Genomic DNA, 19,175 nt, shown 5'->3' on the forward strand with positions numbered 1-19,175 from the left:
TGCTCTCCCTACCTCAGACCGTGTCACAGGAACAGTTCGAGCGAACGGAAACCGGTCCCGACCACGACGGGACGAAACGGTTCGCCGCGGCGCTGGGCGTCGGCCGTAACGCGAAGATCGCTATCGCCGTGAGCTTCGTGTTGTCGGCCTTGTTGTACGGTACGTTCGTTATCACGCCTGCCGAAACGGCCCACCATCCTGTCCTGTACGCCGGACTCACCGCAGTGATCTGGTTCGCGCTGGCGCTGACGTTTACTCTGGTGTTGACTGCCTATTCAGCGTGGAAGCTCGTACGCGAGGACAACGACCCCTGAATTGGCTCCGTACGTTGGGAATTCCGGCGTATTGGGTCGAAATCTCCGTTTCGCTTCGTCTCAAGTGCACGATCATCCAATCGACTGTCGGAATTATCAGGGACAAACGGCAATGTTTTTCCCCTACCGTCTGAAACCGTACGGGTATGTCAGACGAGGTCAAAAAAGGGCTGGAGGGCGTCCTCGTCGCGGAATCAGGACTCAGCAACATCGACGGTGACGTCGGGAAGCTGATCTACCGCGGCTACGCCATCGAAGATCTGTCTCGCCAGGCGAGTTACGAAGAGGTGCTGTATCTACTCTGGCACGGTCGGCTGCCCGACCGTGATGAACTCGCCGAGTTCGAGGCGTCGATGGCCGAGGAACGCGAGGTCGACGACGGCGTCATCGAGGTTGTCCGCGAACTCGCCGAACAGGACGAGGATCCGATGGCGGCACTTCGGACCATCGTCTCGATGCTCTCGGCGTACGATCCCGAGGGGAGCGGCTACGACACCGAGGACGACGAGGCGCTCTTGCGCAAGGGTCGCCGGATCACCGCCAAGATGCCGACCGTCCTCGCGGCGTTCAGCCGGATCCGGAACGGCGATGAGCCGGTCGCACCCCGCAGCGATCTGGGCCACGCCGAGAACTTCCTGTACATGCTCAACGACGAGAAGCCCGACGAGGTCCTCGCGGAGACGTTCGACATGGCGCTCGTGCTCCACGCCGACCACGGCCTGAACGCCTCGACGTTCTCCGCGATGGTCACCGCGAGCACGCTCGCGGACGTCCACAGCGCCGTCACCAGCGCCATCGGGACGCTCTCGGGCGGGCTCCACGGCGGCGCGAACCAGAACGTCATGCGGATGCTCGAAGAGGTTGACGCGGCCGAGCAAGAGCCCGTCGACTGGGTAATCCAGGCGCTCGACGAGGGACGCCGTGTCCCCGGCTTTGGCCACCGCGTCTACAACGTCAAGGACCCTCGTGCGAAGATCCTCGGCGAGGAATCCGAGGCGCTCGGGGAGGCCGCAGGTGACACCAGGTGGTACGAGATGAGCGTCGCCATCGAGGAGTATATGGCCGAGAACAAGGGGATCGCCCCGAACGTCGACTTCTACTCCGCGACGACCTACTACCAGATGGGCATCCCGATCGATCTCTATACGCCGATCTTTGCCATGAGCCGCGTCGGCGGCTGGGTCGGCCACGTGGTCGAGTATCTCGACGACAACCGCCTGATCCGCCCTCGCGCCCGCTACACCGGCCCCGAAGACCAGACGTTCGTTCCGGTCGACGAGCGATAACGGTCGACACGGTACGACCCTGTTTTTGACCTGTTTTGCGGCTACTGGTGGGCTGGCAGACAATACTTCGAATGCTGTAGTTTAATACTACAATACTTGTAGTGAATGGCTTCGAATAGTGTAGTAATGGCTGTAGCGTCCTCTGGCATCTACTTTTGGACACAGAGGAGTATTACAATCGATATAGCCGATCGAGCGGTTCCGATTGTCAGATCCCGAGCAGGCCGTAGTAGTACGGACTGACGAACGCCTCGATGACGCCCGCCACGGCAAAGAGGATCAGGAGTCCGACGATGACGTGGTAGGCGCGTTCGATGTCGGCAGTGATCCGGTCGCGACCGTGTCGGCCACGAACGAGCCGGATCATCGAGTGGCCGAGATACAGCCCCATCGCACCGGCGATCAGTATTGCCGGAATCTCGATGACTCCGTGGGGGATGACGAAGGCCAGCAGTTCGAGCCGATCGGTCTCGAAGCGGGTGAGCGCGCCGAGGAAGATGCCGTTGTATATCAACACGATGATGCTTGGGATCCCCGCAGCGAGTCCGGAGTACACCTCGGCGACGCCGACCTGCCAGTTGTTTGCGGTGAGGTTGATCGCCTCGGCGGGGGGGAACCAGCCGACCAGCCGGTTCGCGATGGAGGCCTCCACGATGGCGTCGAGGCGAACGCTGAGGACCCAGCCGGCGTAGCCGCTCACGAAGAACACGCTGGTGCTGATGGCGTGATACGTCGGCGTTTCGCGGACGAACGAGCGGAGTTCGACCCAGCCACGGCGGAGCGCGGCGACGAAGCGCTCCCGGAGCGAGCGTTCGCGGGGCTGAGCGATGAGATCGTAGTCGGTTCGCTCGCGGGCGAACAGCCATATCTTGACGAAGTCGAGGAACGGAAGGACAAGGAGTGGGCTGACAAGCGCCGCGACCTGTGCGGTCCCAACGACCTGAAACAGACTGGCCAGTGTCGAGGTGACGACCCCCGCGGCGATCAGCAAGACGACGTAGAGACCGGTCGTCAGTAGATTGTGTCTGATGAACCTCAGATTGGACCTGATGGCAGCGAGGACGCCGACGTCCTCGACGACGACCGCCTGGCGCGAGAACAGAAAGGACACCCAGATGAGGAAGATCAGCGGCAGCCAGGCGAGGGAGGCGAGCAGTCCGACCAGCACCGCCGCGCCGTCGCCGACGAGGAGCCAGGTCAGCACCACGCTGCCGATCAGGAGCCCGGTGACGAGCGCCATCAGCGCGATTTCGAGCACGGTGAGGCCGACGAACCGCCGGTAGTCACGCGCGATGCCGTCGACACCGGCGCGGAGCCCGGAGCGGTTGCGCAGGACGGCGTACACCGCGTGAACCTGCCCGGTGCTGATGATGGCGTTGGCGACCAACAGCGCGAGCGCCATCCCCACGATCGTCAGCGCGCCGACCGCCAGCAGTTCGAGGGTTGCCGCGCTCTCCAGCGCGGACAGCAGCGGTTCTGTCGACTCGCCGTCGATGATGATTTCGCCGTTGACCTCGGTCGTCTCGACCTGGGGGTCGTCGAGAGAGAACGGCCCGAGCGCTTCTAACTCTGCAAGGATCGGTTCGAGGGTGTTCTGGGTGGTCATCACCAGATAGCCGCTCAGCAGGCCGAAGAACATGACCGTCAGAGCCACAGCTGGGGTCGCCAGTGCCATCAGGTAGTACGGCAGTATGTCGGAGGGGCGAGCGCGGTACCCACGGTAGGCAGCGCGGGCGGCATCGTCGATACTCATACTAACGTCTCAGGTACCTAGCCATTTCACTGTTAGCTCTCTGGGTATTCGAAGGGGAAGAGGGGAGTATTGCACGGCGCGTGTGACGTGCAATGCAATAGAGGAGGCCAGTACAACTTAAACCCCAGCCAGCCGGAGTGAAAGTGTAATCGCAGTACTGCACCGCGATGAAAACGCTGTCAGACGGGTGTGTGACGAGTGTCGCCTGTCACTCACAGTGAGTGCGTCGGTCCGACAGTAGCTTATTACCGGGACCGTTCGTACCACCTCGTATGCTCGATGTCGACGATGTACGCGCCGCCCGCGAACGGGTCCGCGAGACGTCCCGGTGGACGCCGCTCGAATACTCACACACGTTCTCGGAGATGACTGGCGCGAACGTCCATCTGAAACTGGAGACGTTCCAGCGGACGGGGGCGTTCAAGATCCGCGGTGCGACCAACCGGATCGCCACGCTGAGCGACGAGGAGCGCACGGCTGGCGTCGTCACGGCGAGCGCCGGTAACCACGCACAGGGTGTCGCGCTCGCCGCCTCGCGAGCTGGCGTGGACAGCAAGATCGTGATGCCCGAACACGCACCGATCGCGAAAGTAAAAGCGACGAGAAGCTACGGTGGGGAAGTCGTGCTCCACGGCGTCGACTACAGCGAGGCGGCCGAACGTGCCCACGAGATCGAACACGAAGAGGGCCGGACCTACGTCCACGCGTTCGACGATCCCGCGATCATGGCAGGACAGGGAACGATCGGCCTCGAAATCGTCGACGACCTGCCCGAGGTCGACACCGTGGTCGTCCCGATCGGTGGCGGCGGCCTGATCTCGGGGATCGCGACGGCTCTCAAAGGATTCGACCCGGAGATCCGCGTGATCGGCGTGCAGGCCGAAGGCGCATCGAGCGTCGCCCAGTCCCTGCAGAAAGGCGAGGTCTACGAACGCGAAAGCGTCGACACGATCGCCGATGGGATCGCGACCCGCCGCGTTGGCGACCTGACGTTCGACGTGATCGACGAGCGTGTCGACGAGGTGGTCACCGTCGACGACTCCGAGATCGCCGTTGCCCTGACCTATCTGCTCGAACGCTCGAAAACACTCGTCGAGGGGGCGGGCGCAGTACCGCTGGCAGCGCTACTGAACGGACGATTCGAGTACGACGACGACGAGACGATCGTTCCCTGTCTCTGCGGCGGGAACATCGACCTGAACACGCTCACGACAGTCATCATGCGCGGGCTGGTCGAGACGGGGCGGTACGTCCGGCTCAAGACGGTGCTCAAGGACCGACCCGGCGCGCTGGAGGACCTGATCGACGTGATCGCCACCCAGCAGGCCAACATCTACGCCATCCAGCACGACCGGACCTCGCGGGATATCGGCATGAACGCCGCGGAAGTCGAGCTGGATCTGGAGACCAGAGGACCCGACCACGTCGCCGAACTCGTCGCCGGGATGGAAGAGCGTGGCTACGAGGTCGAGTTACTCTCCTGAGAGTCCGACTCGACGGCATCGAGGACGACTCCGTCGCCGAACCCCCCTCGCTCGCTGGCTTTCTCCTCGCGGAGCGTCTCGATGTCCTCGAACTCGACGCCCCGATGCTCACAGATCGCCCGGACGACTTCGAGCACGTCCGCGAGCTCTTCGAGTTCGCCGCTCTCGCGGAACTCCGCGGTCTCTTCGTCGAGTTTGTCAGCAAGCCGATCAGCGTACTCGGCGTCGTCGGCGACGTGAACGACAGGTCGCTCGCCGGTCTCGCGGATGATCTCGGGAATCTTGTCACGTACCAGTTTGTCGTACTCGCGTCGGTCGGTCATCGGGTGGCCGTTTCTTCCGGTGTCGGTAAGTGGTTTCGCCGTCAGTCCACAGGCGCAACCGGCCGTTTTTTGTCGACGCCGCTCGACGACTCTCGCATGAAACGCATCGTCAGCACCGACGCCGCACCCGCCGCGGTCGGCGCGTACAGTCAGGCGACCACGAATGGCGACCTGCTCTTTACCGCAGGCCAGATCCCGCTGACCCCCGATGGGGAGTTACTCGACGACGAGCCGATCGACGTTCAGACCGAGCAGGCTCTGGACAACCTCGTGGCCGTGCTCGACGCCGAGGGGCTCGGTCCCGAAGACGTCCTGAAGGTGACCGTCTTCCTCGACGATATCGACGACTTCGACGCGATGAACGAGGCGTATGCGGCGTACTTCGAGGACGAGCCGCCAGCCCGGAGCGCCGTCGGCGTCGACGAGCTCCCGAAGGGTGTCGGCGTCGAGATCGAGGCGATCGCAACACAGCTGTGAGGCCGCGCGTCAAGTCAAGCCTGCTGTGGGGTGTGGTCGGGGCGCTTGCCTTCCTCGTCCTGAACAACGCCTACGTGCTGGTGCTGGACGGCGAGTTCGTTCCGCTGTGGGGGATCGTCCTCGTGACCGTGCTGGTCGGCGTCGTCTCCGCGGGCACCACGTACTACAGCGAGGGCTGGTGGTTGAGGCGGAAAGAAAATGCTTAAACACGGCACGGGGTTAGGTTGAGACGAGCCAGGATGGCCGAATGGTAAGGCGCACGCCTGGAAAGCGTGTTCCCTTTCGGGATTCAGGGTTCAAATCCCTGTCCTGGCGTTTTCACGGAGACAACACGAACGAGGAGCGATAGCGACGAGTGAGCTGTCTCCGTGAAAACCGAACGAGGGGGATTTGAACCACGGCAGACGCGCGCAACGGATGTGAGCACGTCTGGCATCGGGTACAAATCCCTGTCCTGGCGTATTTTGCCACGAACAACCAGGGTGTCATAGAACGCTTCACAAGGTGTTGTTTTCGCAGGTTCAACGCTGAATTGCCTGTTACATCGTTCTTGCGTATTGAACAGTAGCATTCGTGCGACCGAGCGGTCCGGAGGACCCGGTAGGTCGCACGATTCACCGGACGAGCGAAGCGAGTCCGGCTTTTCCACCCATGTTTTTGCCGCGAGCGGTACCGCAGCGAGCACCGCGAGCGAGGATACCCGAGTGGGAAAAAGATGGTCTGAATTGACCGATTCGGGGCGGTGCTAGCAGGTATGGGAACCGTTGTATGACGCCCTGACGAACAATTCGTGAGTGGCAAATCCCTCTCCTGACGTTTTGACTGTGTATCTCCACTCCAGAGAACCTACTGCATCCACTTCGCCACGAATATATTAAAGTATCAACGCTGTATCTGAATCCGAGGGCTTGCAGATGTTCACTCTCCTTTCCCTTTTCGTCGTCGCGTTCATCGTCACGAGTCTCGACGATCTCGTCTTCCTGACCGCCTTCTGTGGCTACGAGCGCTATCGGTTTCGCGAGGTTCTCGTGGGACAGTACGTCGGCTTCGGGGTATTGCTCGCGGTGAGCCTCGTCGGGGGAACGATGGTCGGTAGGCTGTTCAGCGACTACGCACGGTGGCTTGGCCTGTTCCCGATCGTTGTCGGCGTCGCCTGGTTCCTCCGCTCACGAGCCCACTCGATCGGGACTGGTACCGATCATCAGGCGAGTAGCAACTCGACGTCCTGGTCGCGTGCTGGACTGGTCTCCGGTGTTGCGATCACTGACGGCTCCAACAACCTCGCCGTGTACATTCCGCTGTTTGCGGTTCTTGAGCCGGGCCAGACGGTGTTTGGGGTCGGGATCCTGTTGAGCGCAGTCGGTATCTGGGTGCTCATCGCCAGATGGCTCGCAGATCGTCCCGTACTGGCTACACGGTTCGAGGAGTACGGGTCTCGACTCGTGTCGTTCGTGCTTGTGGTGATCGGTGTGCTAGTCCTCACCGGTTTACTCTGAGCGTTCCGGGATGTCGGGCGTATCAGCGCGCTCGGTCGGAACGGTGTCGAACGAGTCCGCACCATCGAGAGCGAGGTGAAAAAACAATCCTGCTGTAAACGCTAATGCGACTGCAACACCGACGAGTTCGAACAGGAGCGATCGCTCGAATAACAACGGGGCAGTCAACGAGAGCACGGTCGCCTCAAGGAGAACGATACCCTCCGAGACTGCGAGCAATCGCATCATTGCAGTCGATACGATCGCGATAGTCACGACGATACCTGCAAGGGCAAACACTGTGAACTCGAACGATCGATACCCAGCGACAACACCGACTGTGATGACCGACATGATCCCAAGTGCGAGCAGATTCTCCCTGTGCATGCGATCTATTATAATCCTATACGCCGTCAAATATATAGTCGATTCGGCGAGCAAGGGTGTTCCGGCTCTGTCGGCTCAGCTCGTGTCCCCGAAACGTTCTTTCCTGCACTCTTCGATCATCAACTATGTCTCCCACGGTCGACGAACTCAGAAACGAGATTCGCGTCGAAACGGGCCGATACGAGCGCGTCGAATCGACTGCCTTCACCAAGGAAGCGCTGGCAGCGATCTGTGAGGCGGTTGGCTACGAGATCGGTCCGGGATCGCTCCCGCCGAAACCCGACATGCGGGCGGGGATCCTGTTCTCTATCGGTGAACTCGACGAGAACGATCCCGAGGAAGCCTCAGGAGCGTTCCGGAAAGCGCAACTGGAAGCGATCGCCGAGGCACTTCGCGAGGAGTAGGTTCACGATTCGATCTCAAATCGAGCACCGCCGGTTTCGCTGTCGGTGACGGTGATCGACCAGTCGTGTGCGCCGACGATGGCGTCGACGATTGCGAGACCGAAGCCGGTGCCGTCGTCCTCGGTTGTGAACCCTCGCTCGAAGATTTCTTCGCGCATCTCCTCCGGGATTCCCGGCCCGTGGTCGGCGACGTAGAACCCGCCAGAGTCGAGCGTTCCGACGCGGATCGTGGGGGTGTCACCTCCGTGCTCTACACTGTTGCGAAACAGGTTCTCGAACAGGCGAGTGAGCCGGTCCTCGTTGGCGACGAGTGTCGATGACGATTCGATCTCGATCGCTGCCCCGCCAGTGTCGACGTGTTCCCACGCGGCGGTGGCGACGTGTTCGAGTTCGACCTCCCAGAGGTCCGCCTCGTCCATGCGCTGGCCGGAGCGAGCAAAGGAGAGCGATTCGTCGATGATCGTTCGCATCCGGTCGAGGCTGTCGGCGACGATCTCGACGCGGTCGGTGTCGGCCTCGCGCTCGACGAGTTCGATCCCGCTTTCGGCGACGGTGAGGGGGTTGCGAAGGTCGTGTGAGACCGTGCTGGCGAACTGTTCCATGTGCTCGCTCTGTCGTTCGAGTTCGCGGCGCTGTTTTCGGCGCGTCGTCTCGTCGCGGAAGATCAGGAGATGGCCGCGCTGGGATGGATCGTCGGGCAGCGGTGTAACGTCGAGCAAGTAGTATCGCTGATCGCCATCCTCGCCGATCGTCAGTTCGTGGGTTCCCGGCTCGGCGGAGAACCACGCATCGTCCGGTTCCGTTGGGAGAACAGCAGAGAGTGACTTCCCGAGCGGTTCCTCGGCCGTGAGCAGATCCTCGGCCGCCGGGTTGATGTCGGTGACCAGTCGCTCGTCGTTGACCGCGATGACTGCATCCCGCATCGCGGTCATGACGGTGTCAGTCTCGACGGGATAGATATCGAACAGCTGGTGCCGGTAGAGCGCCCAGCCGATGAGGCCGCTGCCGAGCCCGAAGCCGAGCGCCGTCACGTCGGCACTGCCGAGCGGGAAGGTCCCGAACGTCGATCCGGCACTCAGGACGACGGCGAGGCTGCCGCCAGCGAGCAGGATCGCGGGCTGGGACTGGTGGGCGTTCCGGGCGTTGACAAGCACCTGCAGTAGCAACACCATCCCTCCCAGAACGAGCGCGGCGGCAAGCGCGAGGTGAACGATGTACACCGGCCCGGCCGTCGTTTCGACAGTCGGTGCGACGCCGTCCTGTAGCGTGACCGCTTCCCAGACGAGTTGATGGCTGGCGTTCGTCAGCGTCAGTCCTGCGACGATCGCGGCTTCCGTGAGCACGATCGCGGTGACTGGCCGGACGTACTGGGAGTACAGGTCGGTGTACCGGAGCGTGAACACGAACCAGAGCGCAGGGACGAACGCGGCAATGCTCCAGCGGACCTTCTGCCAGACGAGCCACGAGTCCGGTGATGACGCGGTCAGAATCGCGAGCGCGTCGACGAACGCCCACGTGGCGATCGCAAACAGGAGCGCAATAAATGCGCGTGCGCCACGCTGGTTGCGCCGCGACCAGACCCAGGTAGCGACGGCGAGTGAGACCCCGCCGGAGAGGACGTACAGGAGCGCGTATGCTATCGTGTCGACCATCGCGTCGGCGTAGGTTTCTCCGGTCGTCCTATCAGTCTTTGGGCAGGGACGATCGCACCTGCTTGCGCTCCGTACCACTCGGCGGATGGCTGAGTATATAAACCGCCATGCATGTTAGTCTGTCTCGAATCTCGAACGAAACTCATTCCCGGATTGTATACCGGCCACGATGTCGATATATCTGGTTTTGTGTCGAATCAATACGTTTGCTATGACTGGCTACTAACACTAGAAAAGACAGGTTTATATAGAATCGCAATCAACCAAACTCTTGACTATGAGCCAGCGAATGCAGCAAGGGCAGCCGATGATCGTAATGGGTGAAGACGCACAGCGCGTGCAGGATCGCGACGCGCAGGACTACAACATTTCTGCCGCACGCGCGGTTGCGCAGTCCGTTCGCTCGACGCTCGGCCCGAAAGGGATGGACAAGATGCTCGTCGATTCGATGGGCAACGTGACGATTACGAACGACGGTGTCACCATCCTCAAGGAGATGGATATCGACAACCCGACGGCCGAGATGATCGTCGAAGTCGCCGAAACGCAGGAGGACGAGGCGGGCGACGGGACGACGACCGCCGTCTCGGTTGCGGGCGAACTGCTGAAAAACGCCGAGGATCTCCTCGAACAGGATATCCACCCGACGGCGATCATCAAGGGCTTCCACCTCGCGAGCGAGCAGGCGCGCGAGGAGGTCGGCGATATTTCCGATGATGTCGATCCCGACGACGAGGACCTGCTTCGTTCGGTCGCGGAGACATCGATGACCGGCAAGGGCGCGGAGCTCAACAAAGAACACCTCGCACAGCTGATCGTCGATGCGGTACAGAAAGTCACCGTCGAGGATGATGAGGGGGGGCACGTCGTCGATCTGGAGTTCCTCAACATCGAGACACAGACAGGTCGCGCCGCCGGCGAGTCCGACCTGCTTTCCGGTGCGGTCGTCAGCAAGGATCCCGTCCATGACAACATGCCGAGCGAGGTCGAGGACGCCGACATCATGCTGCTCGACTCGCCGATCGAGGTCGACGAGGCCGACACCGACACGGAGGTCAGCGTCACCGACCCGAGTCAGCTTCAGCAGTTCCTCGACCGCGAGGAAGACGAGATCAAAGAGAAAGTCGAAGCGATCGTCGACTCCGGCGCTGACGTCGTCTTCTGTCAGAAGGGCATCGACGACCTCGCCCAGCACTACCTCGCCAAGGAGGGCATTCTCGCCGTCCGCCGAGCCAAGAAGTCCGATATCGAGTTCCTTACGGAAGTGCTCGAAGCGAACGTCGTCTCGGACCTCTCCTCGGTCGACCCTGCCGATCTCGGCCACGGCGACGTCGTCCGCGGTGAGGACGACGACCTCTTCTACGTCTCCGGTGACGGGCACGGCGTGACGCTTCTGCTTCGCGGCTCGACCGACCACGTCGTCGACGAGCTCGAACGCGGTATCAGCGATGCACTCGATGTCGTCGCCCAGACGGTCTCCGACGGCCGCGTGGTCGCCGGTGGCGGCGCGATCGAGGTCGAGGTCGCCCGACGTCTGCGTGACTACGCTGACGGCGTCTCCGGCCGCGAACAGCTCGCAGTCGAGGCGTATGCCGATGCGCTCGAACTCGTCCCCCGCGTGCTCGCCGAGAACGCCGGCCTGGACTCCATCGACACGCTCGTCGACCTGCGCGCGGCCCACGAGGACGGCCAGACGCGCGCCGGCCTGAACGTCTTCTCCGGTGACGTCGTCGACACGCACGACGCGGGCGTCGTCGAGCCGGCCCACGCCAAAGAGCAGGCGCTGACCTCCGCTACGGAGGCCGCGAACCTCGTGCTCAAGATCGACGACATCATCTCTGCCGGCGAGCTGTCGACCGACAAGGGCGACGACGAGGCAGGCGGCCCCGGCGGTGCGCCCGGCGGCATGGGCGGTATGGGCGGTGGCATGGGCGGCATGATGTAGGCCGACCGCACGCCCACTGAGTCGTTTTGTAGCGTCTTCGTATCGCTGACCAATACTCTATCTCTCCCCGTTTTACTCACGATTGGTGCAGACAAAATATATCTGGCTGGACACCGTCTGCCGAGCTATGGCAGACCCGTTCGGCCACGCCATTCATGATCACTATCACGGGACACGCTCGGAGCCGCTCGTGCAGCGTGACGGAGAGCAGCGGCTCGATCATCCGATCGAGGCGTTCTACTTCGAGCCCTACGAGGCTGGGGACGATCCGTGGCTCGAAACATGGCTCGACGGTCCGCTGCTCGACATGGGCGCAGGGGCGGGGAGACACGTCCGCTATTTCCAGTCTCGCTTTGAGACGGTCGGGATCGAGCACAGCGAGCCGCTCGTCGAGACGATGCGTGATCGGGGCGTCGAGGATGCCCGGCTGGCCGATATGTTCGTCCTTCGGGACTCGTTCGAGGCGGATCGGTTCGGGTCGGCGCTCGCGTACGGCACCCAACTCGGCCTCGCCCGGTCGATGGCTGGCCTCCGGACGTTCCTCGCCGACCTTGCATACGTCACGACGCGGGATGGGACGGCGGTGCTAGACTGCTACGATCCCACGCAGGCGGCGACCGAGGAACTTCTTGGGTATCGCTCCGATCCGACCCCGGGACTCGCCTATCGGCTCTTTCAGTTCGAGTACGACGGCGTCCTCGGGCGGCCGCTGCTGTTCAGGCTGTTCAGTCCCGATCGGGTTCGCGAAGCGACGACCGGGACGGGCTGGACCGTCGTCGACGTCGACCACGGGGACGGTGATACCGCACACTATCGGATCGCACTCGAAAAGCGGGGATCGAGCGACTGAAGCCTACTCCCGGTCGACGTCCAGCTCGAACTGGTCGTTCTCGCTGGTCGCATTGAGGACGACGCTCGTGTTCGATTCACGGATGTCGGGGTCGGTGAGCAACGTTTTGATCTGCTCGTTCATTCCGTCAGTATCCTCGAATTTTCCGATGGCGATGATATCGTAGCCGCCAGTCACCTCGTAAACGCTGATCATTTGCTTTTCCTGTTCGAGCCGTTCGGTGATGTCCGGGAGCGCGTTCCCCTCGACTTTGAGCTGCAGGATCGCGGTGACGTCGTAGTCGAGCTTGCCGTAGTTGACCTTCGGCGTGTATCCCTCGATGACACCGTCTTCTTCCAGATCGCTGAGGTGGTTCGAGACGGTGGTGACGGAGACGTCGAGCTCTTCGGCGAGGCTTCTGAGACTGGCTCGGCCGTCGCCCAGAAGTGCATTCACTAGTTTTGCATCCAGATTTTCGTACGTCATTGTACTCCCCAATCCACTCCAGCCATTATAATTTTACGAATATGCAATTTCTCAGCGAGCGCGGTAGAATTGCGCAGAACAGTAGGGCTTTAATACTGGCTATCTACAGATACACTGACGACAAAACATGACAAGTGGAAGCCTCACATCGGAGGAACAGGCAGTACTCGACGAGATCGAAGAGAAGGACGTTGATTTCCTGCGACTGCAGTTTACGGACATTCTCGGCACAGTCAAGAACGTCGCGGTTCCCGCCCGACAGGCGGAGAAGGCGTTCACCGAGGGCATTTACTTTGACGGCTCCTCGATCGAAGGGTTCGTTCGTATCCAGGAGTCCGACATGCGGCTCAAACCGGACCCCGAGACGTTCGCCGTGCTCCCGTGGAGGACGGACGATCAGGCCGCCGCAGGCCGAATGATCTGTGACGTCATCAACACCTCGACGGGCGAGCCGTTCGAGGGCGACCCACGCTACGTGCTCAAGCAGGCGATCGACCGCGCCAACAAGATGGGCTACACGGTCAACGCCGCGCCAGAACCGGAGTTCTTCCTGTTCGAGGAGGACGAGGACGGCTACGCGACGACCGAGACCGCGGATCACGGTGGCTACTTCGACCTCGCGCCGAAGGACCTCGCAAGCGATGTCCGCCGAGACATCATCTACGGTCTCGAAAACATGGGCTTCGAGATCGAAGCCAGTCACCACGAGGTCGCACAGGGCCAACACGAGATCAACTTCGAGTACGACGACGCCCTGTCGACGGCAGACAACGTCGGGACGTTCCGGACGGTGGTCCGCGCCATCGCGGCACAGCACGACCAGCACGCGACGTTCATGCCCAAGCCGATTCCGAAAATCAACGGCTCCGGGATGCACACCCACATCTCGCTGATGACCGAGGACGGCGAGAACGCGTTCCACGACGAGAGCGACGAGTTCGACCTCTCGGACACGGCTCACTCGTTCCTCGCTGGCATCCTCGAACACGCGCCCGCGATCACGGCCGTCACCAACCCGACCGTGAACAGCTACAAACGACTCGTTCCGGGCTACGAGGCACCCGTTTACGTCGCCTGGTCCGACCGCAACCGCTCGGCGCTCATCCGTAAGCCGGCAGCACGGATCCCGGCTGCCTCGCGTATCGAGGCTCGCTTCCCCGATCCGTCCTGTAACCCGTACCTCGCGCTGGCTGCGCTCATCACCGCCGGTCTCGAAGGCATCGAGAAGGACCTCGACGCCCCGGACCCGGTCCGCGAGAACATCTACGAGTTCGACGAGGAGAAACGCGAGGAGTACGGCATCGAGACGCTGCCGTCGAACCTCGGCGAAGCGGTCGACGCACTCGAAGAGGACGAGGTCATCCTCGACGGGCTCGGCCCACACATCAGCGAGAAGTTCGTCGAAGCGAAGACCCAGGAGTTCGAGGAGTACCTCGTCGACGTCTCCCAGTGGGAGATCGACCGGTACCTCGAAACCTACTGAATCGACGACGTCGCGACGAACAACAGACTGACCGATTTTCTTTTTTGCGCCCCAGTGGACGCCACGACAGGCTTAAACGGCACACTCGTCTACAACTAGCTGGTAGAGAGAGCCCGGCCTCCGCGTGCAGACGTGAGGAAAGTCCCCCCACCGTTCTGGCGGGTGACGGGGCGCAAGCCCCGGGCGGGAAACCGTCGGCTCTGGAACAGAAACGACACGTCTCGACCCGATCGATGCGGTGTGCGAACTCCGAGCGATCACAAGCGAGGAGGAGCTAACCCACCGAGAGACGACGGTCGAGGATCGATGGAACGGCGAATCCCCATCGGTGCAAGTCGACGCCGCCGACGCGAGAGCGTCGAACGGTAGCCAGAACATAGGCGTCGACGCTCAGCCGAATGCCGGGCCGAACAGAAGGGGGCTTACTCCTCTCTGCCAGTATTACGCCGCGAGCCGCCGGCTTGACCGCTGCGTAACCGACGTGACAGCGCATAGCCGGCGGAGAGTCCAAGTACAGCCGCGCCACCGGAAAATCCGGGGAGCGAATCGTCCTCCTGCTCGGCGATCGAGTACTCCGGTTCGATCGGTTCAGCGCCTGGTTCGGCGATCTGCCCGACCGAGAGTAGCCACCCACGAGTGTCATTACTGTCGAATTCGGTGGTTCGCCCCCCGACGACGTAGCCTCCCTCCGCCGGGACCAGCGACTCGAACGTGCCGTCACCATCGCCGGAATACGACTCGGAGGCGATTAGTTCGCCGTCGTCGTTGAGTGCGGCCAGCCAGCCGTCTTCGAGTCGGCGTCCCGCAAGCACACAGCCCCCCGCGGCCCGCGTGAGGAGGTCGTAGCACGCGGATTCAACGTGGTTGACCCATCGCCATTGCTCGTTCCCTTCGGAATCGACCTTGAGAACGACGGCTCGAAAAATATGCGTCGAACTACCCGTTCGGCCGCCAAGTACGTATCCACCGTCCTCGGTGGGGACGACCGCGTGTGCGAGCGAGTACGCTCCCTCGACGTCGTACGTGGCGTCCCACTGGTGTCTGCCCTGTGTATCAGTACGGACGAGCAAGATACGGGAATCGTCCTCGCGATCGGTCGAACCAGCCACGAGATAGCCGTCACCCACTGGCAGCACTGCCCGACAGACGTTGACAGCATCCTCTGCGCCGAGGGTTCGCATCCAGCGCTGTGTCCCCTCGCTGTCGATCGAGAGGAGCAGTATCCGCGTTCCTTGCGTCGCATACGAGCGGGCGTACGCCCCGATCACGTAGCCGTCCTCAGTCGATGCAAGCGTCGACATCGAGACGTGCCAGGGCCGGGCGAACTCCGTTGCCCAGCCGAACTCCCCCTCCTGTCCCAGAGCGACCGCCGTGACGTTCGACTCGTCGGTGAGATGCGTCGTCACGTCACCGACAGCTACACAGCCGCCGTCGGGTGCTGCGCTGATCGCGTGGAGCGGTGCTTCGTCACCGGGACGGTTGTCGATGAACTCCCAGTCTACTTCTCCACGCTCGTCCACACGCTGGACCCAGCCGTGACTGGTACCGGTTCGATACCCCGTCTCTCCCGCGAGATAATAGCCGTCCCCGGCGGTCACCACCGCGTTGCACTCGACGTACTGGTTCGGCCGATCGTACGTTTCGCTCCATCTAACCGCTCCGTGCTCTCCCGTGTCGCCCTCACCGGCTCCGCTACCAACTCCAGTGATCGCTACGCCGGTCGCGAACGCGGTGCCTGTCCACAGCAGTCGACGGCGAGAGAAGCGTCGAGTATCCCCGGCGTCTTTCATCGAAGTAACGAAAGGAACATGCGAATAAAGGTCTACCTCTCGCGGAACCGGAACCGACGGGTATACCCGATTCCGGTCCATACTGCGGCCAGAATGAGCAAGGACTACATCGAGGTCCGGGGTGCCGAGGAGAACAACCTCAAGGACCTCGACGTCGAGATTCCGCGCGAGCAGTTCAACGTCGTGACCGGCCTTTCGGGGTCGGGCAAGTCCTCGCTCGCGTTCGAGACCGTCTATGCGGAGGGCCAGCGCCGCTACATCGAGAGCCTGTCAGCGTACGCCCGCAACTTCCTCGGGCAGATGGACAAACCGCAGGTCGAGACCGTCGAGGGGCTCTCCCCGGCGATCTCGATCGACCAGAAAAACGCCGCGAACAACCCACGCTCCACGGTCGGCACCGTCACCGAACTCCACGACTACCTCCGGCTGCTCTATGCCCGCGTCGGGACGCCCCACTGTCCCGAGTGTGGCAAGGAGGTCGGCGAGCAGAGCGCCCAGAATATGGTGACACGCCTGCTCGATCTCCCCGAGGGAACGAAGGCGAAACTCGCCGCGCCGGTCGTCCGGGATCAGAAAGGGGCCTTCGAGGAGCTGTTCGACGAACTGGTCTCGGAGGGGTACTCCCGCGTGGAGGTCGACGGCGAGGAACACGACCTGACGCTCGACCGGCCGGAGCTCGACGAGAACTTCGATCACACGATCGACGTGATCGTCGACCGCGTGAAGATCGCGCCCGAGGCCCGCTCGCGGATCGCCGACTCCGTCGAGACCGCCCTGGAGGAAGCAGACGGTGTGTTGAAAGTCATCCTCCCGGACCCGCCCGAGGACATCGACGTCGGCGCCACCGCGCGGTCGACCGGCGATCTGGGGACCGGCGGGGAGAAAGACGACACCGCCGACGAGCGGCTCGTCGTCGAGTTCTCAGAGGAGCTGGCCTGTACCGAGTGTGGGATCGACCTGCCGGAGATCGAGACCCGATCGTTCTCGTTCAACTCGCCACACGGGGCCTGCCCGGAGTGTGACGGGATCGGCCACACAAAGGAAGTCAGCGAGGAACTCGTCGTCCGGGACACCTCGAAGCCGCTGAAACACGTCTTCGAGGCCTGGAGCTACAGTCGGTCGTACTATCAGACCCGGCTCGACGCCGTGGCGGCACACTTCGACGTCTCGCTTTCGACGCCGTTCGAGGAGCTTCCAGCCGACATCCGTCGACAGTTCCTCTATGGTACCGACGACGAGGTGCTGTTCAAACGCCAGACCAGAAACGGCACCCGCGAGAAACGAAAACGGTTCGAGGGCGTCATCCCCAATCTGGAGCGGCGATACGTCGAGACCGACAGCGAGGGCACCCGGGATCACATCGAGAAGTACATGTCAGTCACCGAGTGTCCGGCCTGTGAGGGAACCCGGCTGAAGGACGCCTCCCGGGCAGTCTTGATCGACGAGACGCCGATCAGCGCAGTCAACCGGATGAGCATCGGCGACGCGCTGGCGCACTTCGAGGAAATGGAGGCGACGATGTCCGACCGGGACCGAACCATCGCCGAGGAGATCCTAAAGGAGATCCGCGCCCGACTCGGCTTCATGTGTGAGGTCGGCCTGGAGTATCTCACGCTCGATCGGGAGGCCTCCACGCTGTCTGGCGGGGAGAGCCAGCGGATCCGCCTTGCTACCCAGATCGGCTCCGGGCTCGTCGGCGTGCTCTACGTGCTCGACGAGCCCTCGATCGGTCTCCACCAGCGGGATAACGACCGGCTCCTGAACACGCTCGAAGAGCTCCGGGATCTGGGGAACACCCTGCTCGTCGTCGAGCACGACGAGGAGACGATGCGCCGGGCCGACAGCGTTATCGACCTCGGCCCGGGCCCCGGCAAACGCGGCGGCGAAGTCGTCGCCCAGGGTGACGTACAGGAAATCATGGCCGCGGAGGATTCGATCACCGGCGATTACCTCGCCGGACGGACGGAGATCCCCGTCCCCGAGGAGCGGAGAGAACCGGACGGTCATCTGACCATCGAGGGGGCGCGCCAACATAACCTCGACGACCTGGACGTCGACCTGCCGATCGGCTGCTTTACCGCGATTACCGGCGTCTCCGGCTCGGGCAAGTCGACGCTGATGCACGACGTGCTGTACAAGGGGCTGGCCCGGAAGATGAACGACAACACGAGTGTCGACCCCGGCGAGCACGACGCGATCACCGGCCTGGAGGGCATCGAAACGGTCCGGTTGATCGACCAGAGTCCGATCGGCCGGACGCCACGGTCGAACCCTGCGACCTACACGAGCGTCTTCGATTACATCCGTGAACTGTTTGCCCAGACCGAGCTTTCCAAGCGCCGTGGCTACGCGAAAGGCCGGTTCTCGTTCAACGTCAAGGGGGGCCGTTGCGAGGAGTGTGGCGGGCAAGGTACCGTCAAGATCGACATGAACTTCCTCTCGGACGTGTACGTCCCCTGCGAGGAGTGTGGCGGCGCGCGATACAACGACGAGACACTCGACGTCGAGTACAAGGGGAAAACGATCGCCGACGTGCTGGAGATGTCAGTCGAGGAGGCCTACGACTTCTTCGAGCACGACTCGCGGATCGAACGCCGGCTCAAACTGCTGAAAGACGTCGGACTCGACTACATGAAGCTCGGCCAGCCGTCGACGACGCTTTCGGGCGGCGAGGCCCAGCGTATCAAACTCGCCGAGGAACTGGGCAAGAAACAGACCGGCGAGACGCTGTATCTGCTCGACGAGCCGACGACTGGCCTGCACTCGGCCGACGAGCGAAAGCTCATCGAAGTGCTCCAGCGGCTGACCGATAACGGCAACACGGTCGTCGTCGTCGAACACGAACTGGACCTGATCAAAAATGCCGACAACGTCATCGATCTCGGACCCGAAGGCGGCGAACACGGCGGGCAGGTCGTGGCGACCGGAACGCCGGAAGCGGTCGCCCGAAACGACGAGTCACATACTGGCAGGTATCTTCGTGACCTGCTCCCCGCCGTCAAGCTTGATGGTCCGAGAGCCGACCGGACGACCACACCGGCCCCGACCGACGATTGAGCGGACGGGGCAGCGATCGAACCCCGCGGA

Annotated in this window: 17 protein-coding genes, 1 tRNA gene and 1 other RNA gene; 13 read left to right on the forward strand and 6 right to left on the reverse strand. The window is 62.5% G+C overall.

The window, feature by feature from the left end:
* Positions 1–20: 20 nt before the first annotated feature.
* Together AArcSt11_RS02545 and citZ are read left to right on the forward strand one after the other, a co-directional pair.
* Positions 21–314, forward strand: a complete 294-nt coding sequence (locus AArcSt11_RS02545) for a DUF7536 family protein (protein ID WP_250594310.1) — start codon at positions 21–23, stop codon at positions 312–314.
* A gap of 146 nt (positions 315–460) precedes the next feature.
* Entirely contained in the window at positions 461–1,600 is a 1,140-nt protein-coding gene (gene citZ, locus AArcSt11_RS02550; protein ID WP_250594312.1) for a citrate synthase, read from the forward strand.
* A 208-nt stretch (positions 1,601–1,808) separates the two neighbouring features.
* Here the strand turns inward: citZ and AArcSt11_RS02555 are convergent, their stop codons facing one another.
* Complete coding sequence (locus AArcSt11_RS02555) at positions 1,809–3,353, reverse strand: stage II sporulation protein M (RefSeq protein ID WP_250594314.1); 1,545 nt, start codon at positions 3,351–3,353, stop codon at positions 1,809–1,811.
* Positions 3,354–3,625: 272 nt separating this feature from the next.
* Between AArcSt11_RS02555 and ilvA the strand changes: the two genes are divergently transcribed.
* Complete coding sequence (ilvA, locus tag AArcSt11_RS02560) at positions 3,626–4,837, forward strand: threonine ammonia-lyase (protein ID WP_250594316.1); 1,212 nt, start codon at positions 3,626–3,628, stop codon at positions 4,835–4,837.
* On the opposite strand, the gene AArcSt11_RS02565 is transcribed toward ilvA, so the two are convergent.
* A complete protein-coding gene (locus tag AArcSt11_RS02565; RefSeq protein ID WP_250594318.1) occupies positions 4,813–5,160 on the reverse strand; it encodes a nucleoside triphosphate pyrophosphohydrolase in 348 nt (115 codons plus the stop codon). The two genes, ilvA and AArcSt11_RS02565, sit on opposite strands and share 25 nt — an antisense overlap.
* A 96-nt stretch (positions 5,161–5,256) precedes the next feature.
* Here AArcSt11_RS02565 and AArcSt11_RS02570 point away from each other — a divergent pair, with 96 nt between their 5' ends.
* The 4 genes from AArcSt11_RS02570 to AArcSt11_RS02585 all read left to right on the forward strand — a co-directional run bounded on the left by AArcSt11_RS02570 (position 5,257) and on the right by AArcSt11_RS02585 (position 7,133).
* Positions 5,257–5,637 carry a Rid family detoxifying hydrolase gene (locus AArcSt11_RS02570; RefSeq protein WP_250594320.1) on the forward strand — a complete coding sequence of 127 codons (381 nt, stop codon included), beginning with the start codon at positions 5,257–5,259 and terminating at the stop codon, positions 5,635–5,637.
* A complete protein-coding gene (locus AArcSt11_RS02575) occupies positions 5,634–5,843 on the forward strand; it encodes a DUF7981 family protein (RefSeq protein WP_250594322.1) in 210 nt (69 codons plus the stop codon). Before AArcSt11_RS02570 ends, AArcSt11_RS02575 begins: the two co-directional genes overlap by 4 nt.
* A gap of 27 nt (positions 5,844–5,870) precedes the next feature.
* Positions 5,871–5,952 (forward strand) — tRNA-Ser (locus AArcSt11_RS02580).
* Positions 5,953–6,551: 599 nt separating this feature from the next.
* Positions 6,552–7,133: a cadmium resistance transporter gene (locus AArcSt11_RS02585; RefSeq protein WP_250594324.1), complete on the forward strand. Its 582-nt coding sequence runs from the start codon at positions 6,552–6,554 to the stop codon at positions 7,131–7,133.
* On the opposite strand, the gene AArcSt11_RS02590 is transcribed toward AArcSt11_RS02585, so the two are convergent.
* Positions 7,125–7,499, reverse strand: a complete 375-nt coding sequence (locus AArcSt11_RS02590; protein WP_250594326.1) for a hypothetical protein — start codon at positions 7,497–7,499, stop codon at positions 7,125–7,127. The two genes, AArcSt11_RS02585 and AArcSt11_RS02590, sit on opposite strands and share 9 nt — an antisense overlap.
* Positions 7,500–7,624: 125 nt before the next feature.
* On the opposite strand from AArcSt11_RS02590, the gene AArcSt11_RS02595 reads away from it, so the two are divergent.
* A complete protein-coding gene (locus AArcSt11_RS02595; RefSeq protein WP_250594328.1) occupies positions 7,625–7,903 on the forward strand; it encodes a hypothetical protein in 279 nt (92 codons plus the stop codon).
* A gap of 2 nt (positions 7,904–7,905) precedes the next feature.
* Here the strand turns inward: AArcSt11_RS02595 and AArcSt11_RS02600 are convergent, their stop codons facing one another.
* A complete protein-coding gene (locus tag AArcSt11_RS02600) occupies positions 7,906–9,555 on the reverse strand; it encodes a histidine kinase N-terminal 7TM domain-containing protein (protein WP_250594330.1) in 1,650 nt (549 codons plus the stop codon).
* A 289-nt stretch (positions 9,556–9,844) separates the two neighbouring features.
* Here AArcSt11_RS02600 and thsB point away from each other — a divergent pair, with 289 nt between their 5' ends.
* Both thsB and AArcSt11_RS02610 read left to right on the forward strand, forming a co-directional pair.
* Entirely contained in the window at positions 9,845–11,500 is a 1,656-nt protein-coding gene (gene thsB, locus AArcSt11_RS02605; protein ID WP_353617683.1) for a thermosome subunit beta, read from the forward strand.
* Positions 11,501–11,627: 127 nt separating this feature from the next.
* On the forward strand, positions 11,628–12,350 hold the full coding sequence (locus tag AArcSt11_RS02610) for a class I SAM-dependent methyltransferase (RefSeq protein WP_250594335.1): 723 nt from the start codon (positions 11,628–11,630) through the stop codon (positions 12,348–12,350).
* A gap of 3 nt (positions 12,351–12,353) precedes the next feature.
* Here AArcSt11_RS02610 and lrp read toward each other — a convergent pair whose 3' ends face one another.
* Complete coding sequence (lrp, locus tag AArcSt11_RS02615; protein ID WP_238478127.1) at positions 12,354–12,815, reverse strand: HTH-type transcriptional regulator Lrp; 462 nt, start codon at positions 12,813–12,815, stop codon at positions 12,354–12,356.
* A 127-nt stretch (positions 12,816–12,942) separates the two neighbouring features.
* Here lrp and glnA point away from each other — a divergent pair, with 127 nt between their 5' ends.
* On the forward strand, positions 12,943–14,298 hold the full coding sequence (gene glnA, locus AArcSt11_RS02620; protein WP_250594336.1) for a type I glutamate--ammonia ligase: 1,356 nt from the start codon (positions 12,943–12,945) through the stop codon (positions 14,296–14,298).
* A gap of 101 nt (positions 14,299–14,399) precedes the next feature.
* Positions 14,400–14,735, forward strand: an RNA gene (rnpB, locus tag AArcSt11_RS02625) — RNase P RNA component.
* Here rnpB and AArcSt11_RS02630 read toward each other — a convergent pair.
* Positions 14,721–16,088, reverse strand: coding sequence for a hypothetical protein (locus AArcSt11_RS02630; RefSeq protein WP_250594338.1), 1,368 nt, complete (start codon positions 16,086–16,088; stop codon positions 14,721–14,723). The two genes, rnpB and AArcSt11_RS02630, sit on opposite strands and share 15 nt — an antisense overlap.
* A gap of 93 nt (positions 16,089–16,181) precedes the next feature.
* Between AArcSt11_RS02630 and uvrA the strand changes: the two genes are divergently transcribed.
* Positions 16,182–19,145 (forward strand): excinuclease ABC subunit UvrA, encoded by a 2,964-nt coding sequence (uvrA, locus tag AArcSt11_RS02635; RefSeq protein ID WP_250594340.1) that lies wholly within the window; start codon positions 16,182–16,184, stop codon positions 19,143–19,145.
* Positions 19,146–19,175: the final 30 nt, after the last annotated feature.

It is taken from the genome of Natranaeroarchaeum aerophilus (genome assembly GCF_023638055.1).
In the GTDB taxonomy this organism is placed as follows: Archaea; Halobacteriota; Halobacteria; order Halobacteriales; family Natronoarchaeaceae; genus Natranaeroarchaeum; species Natranaeroarchaeum aerophilum.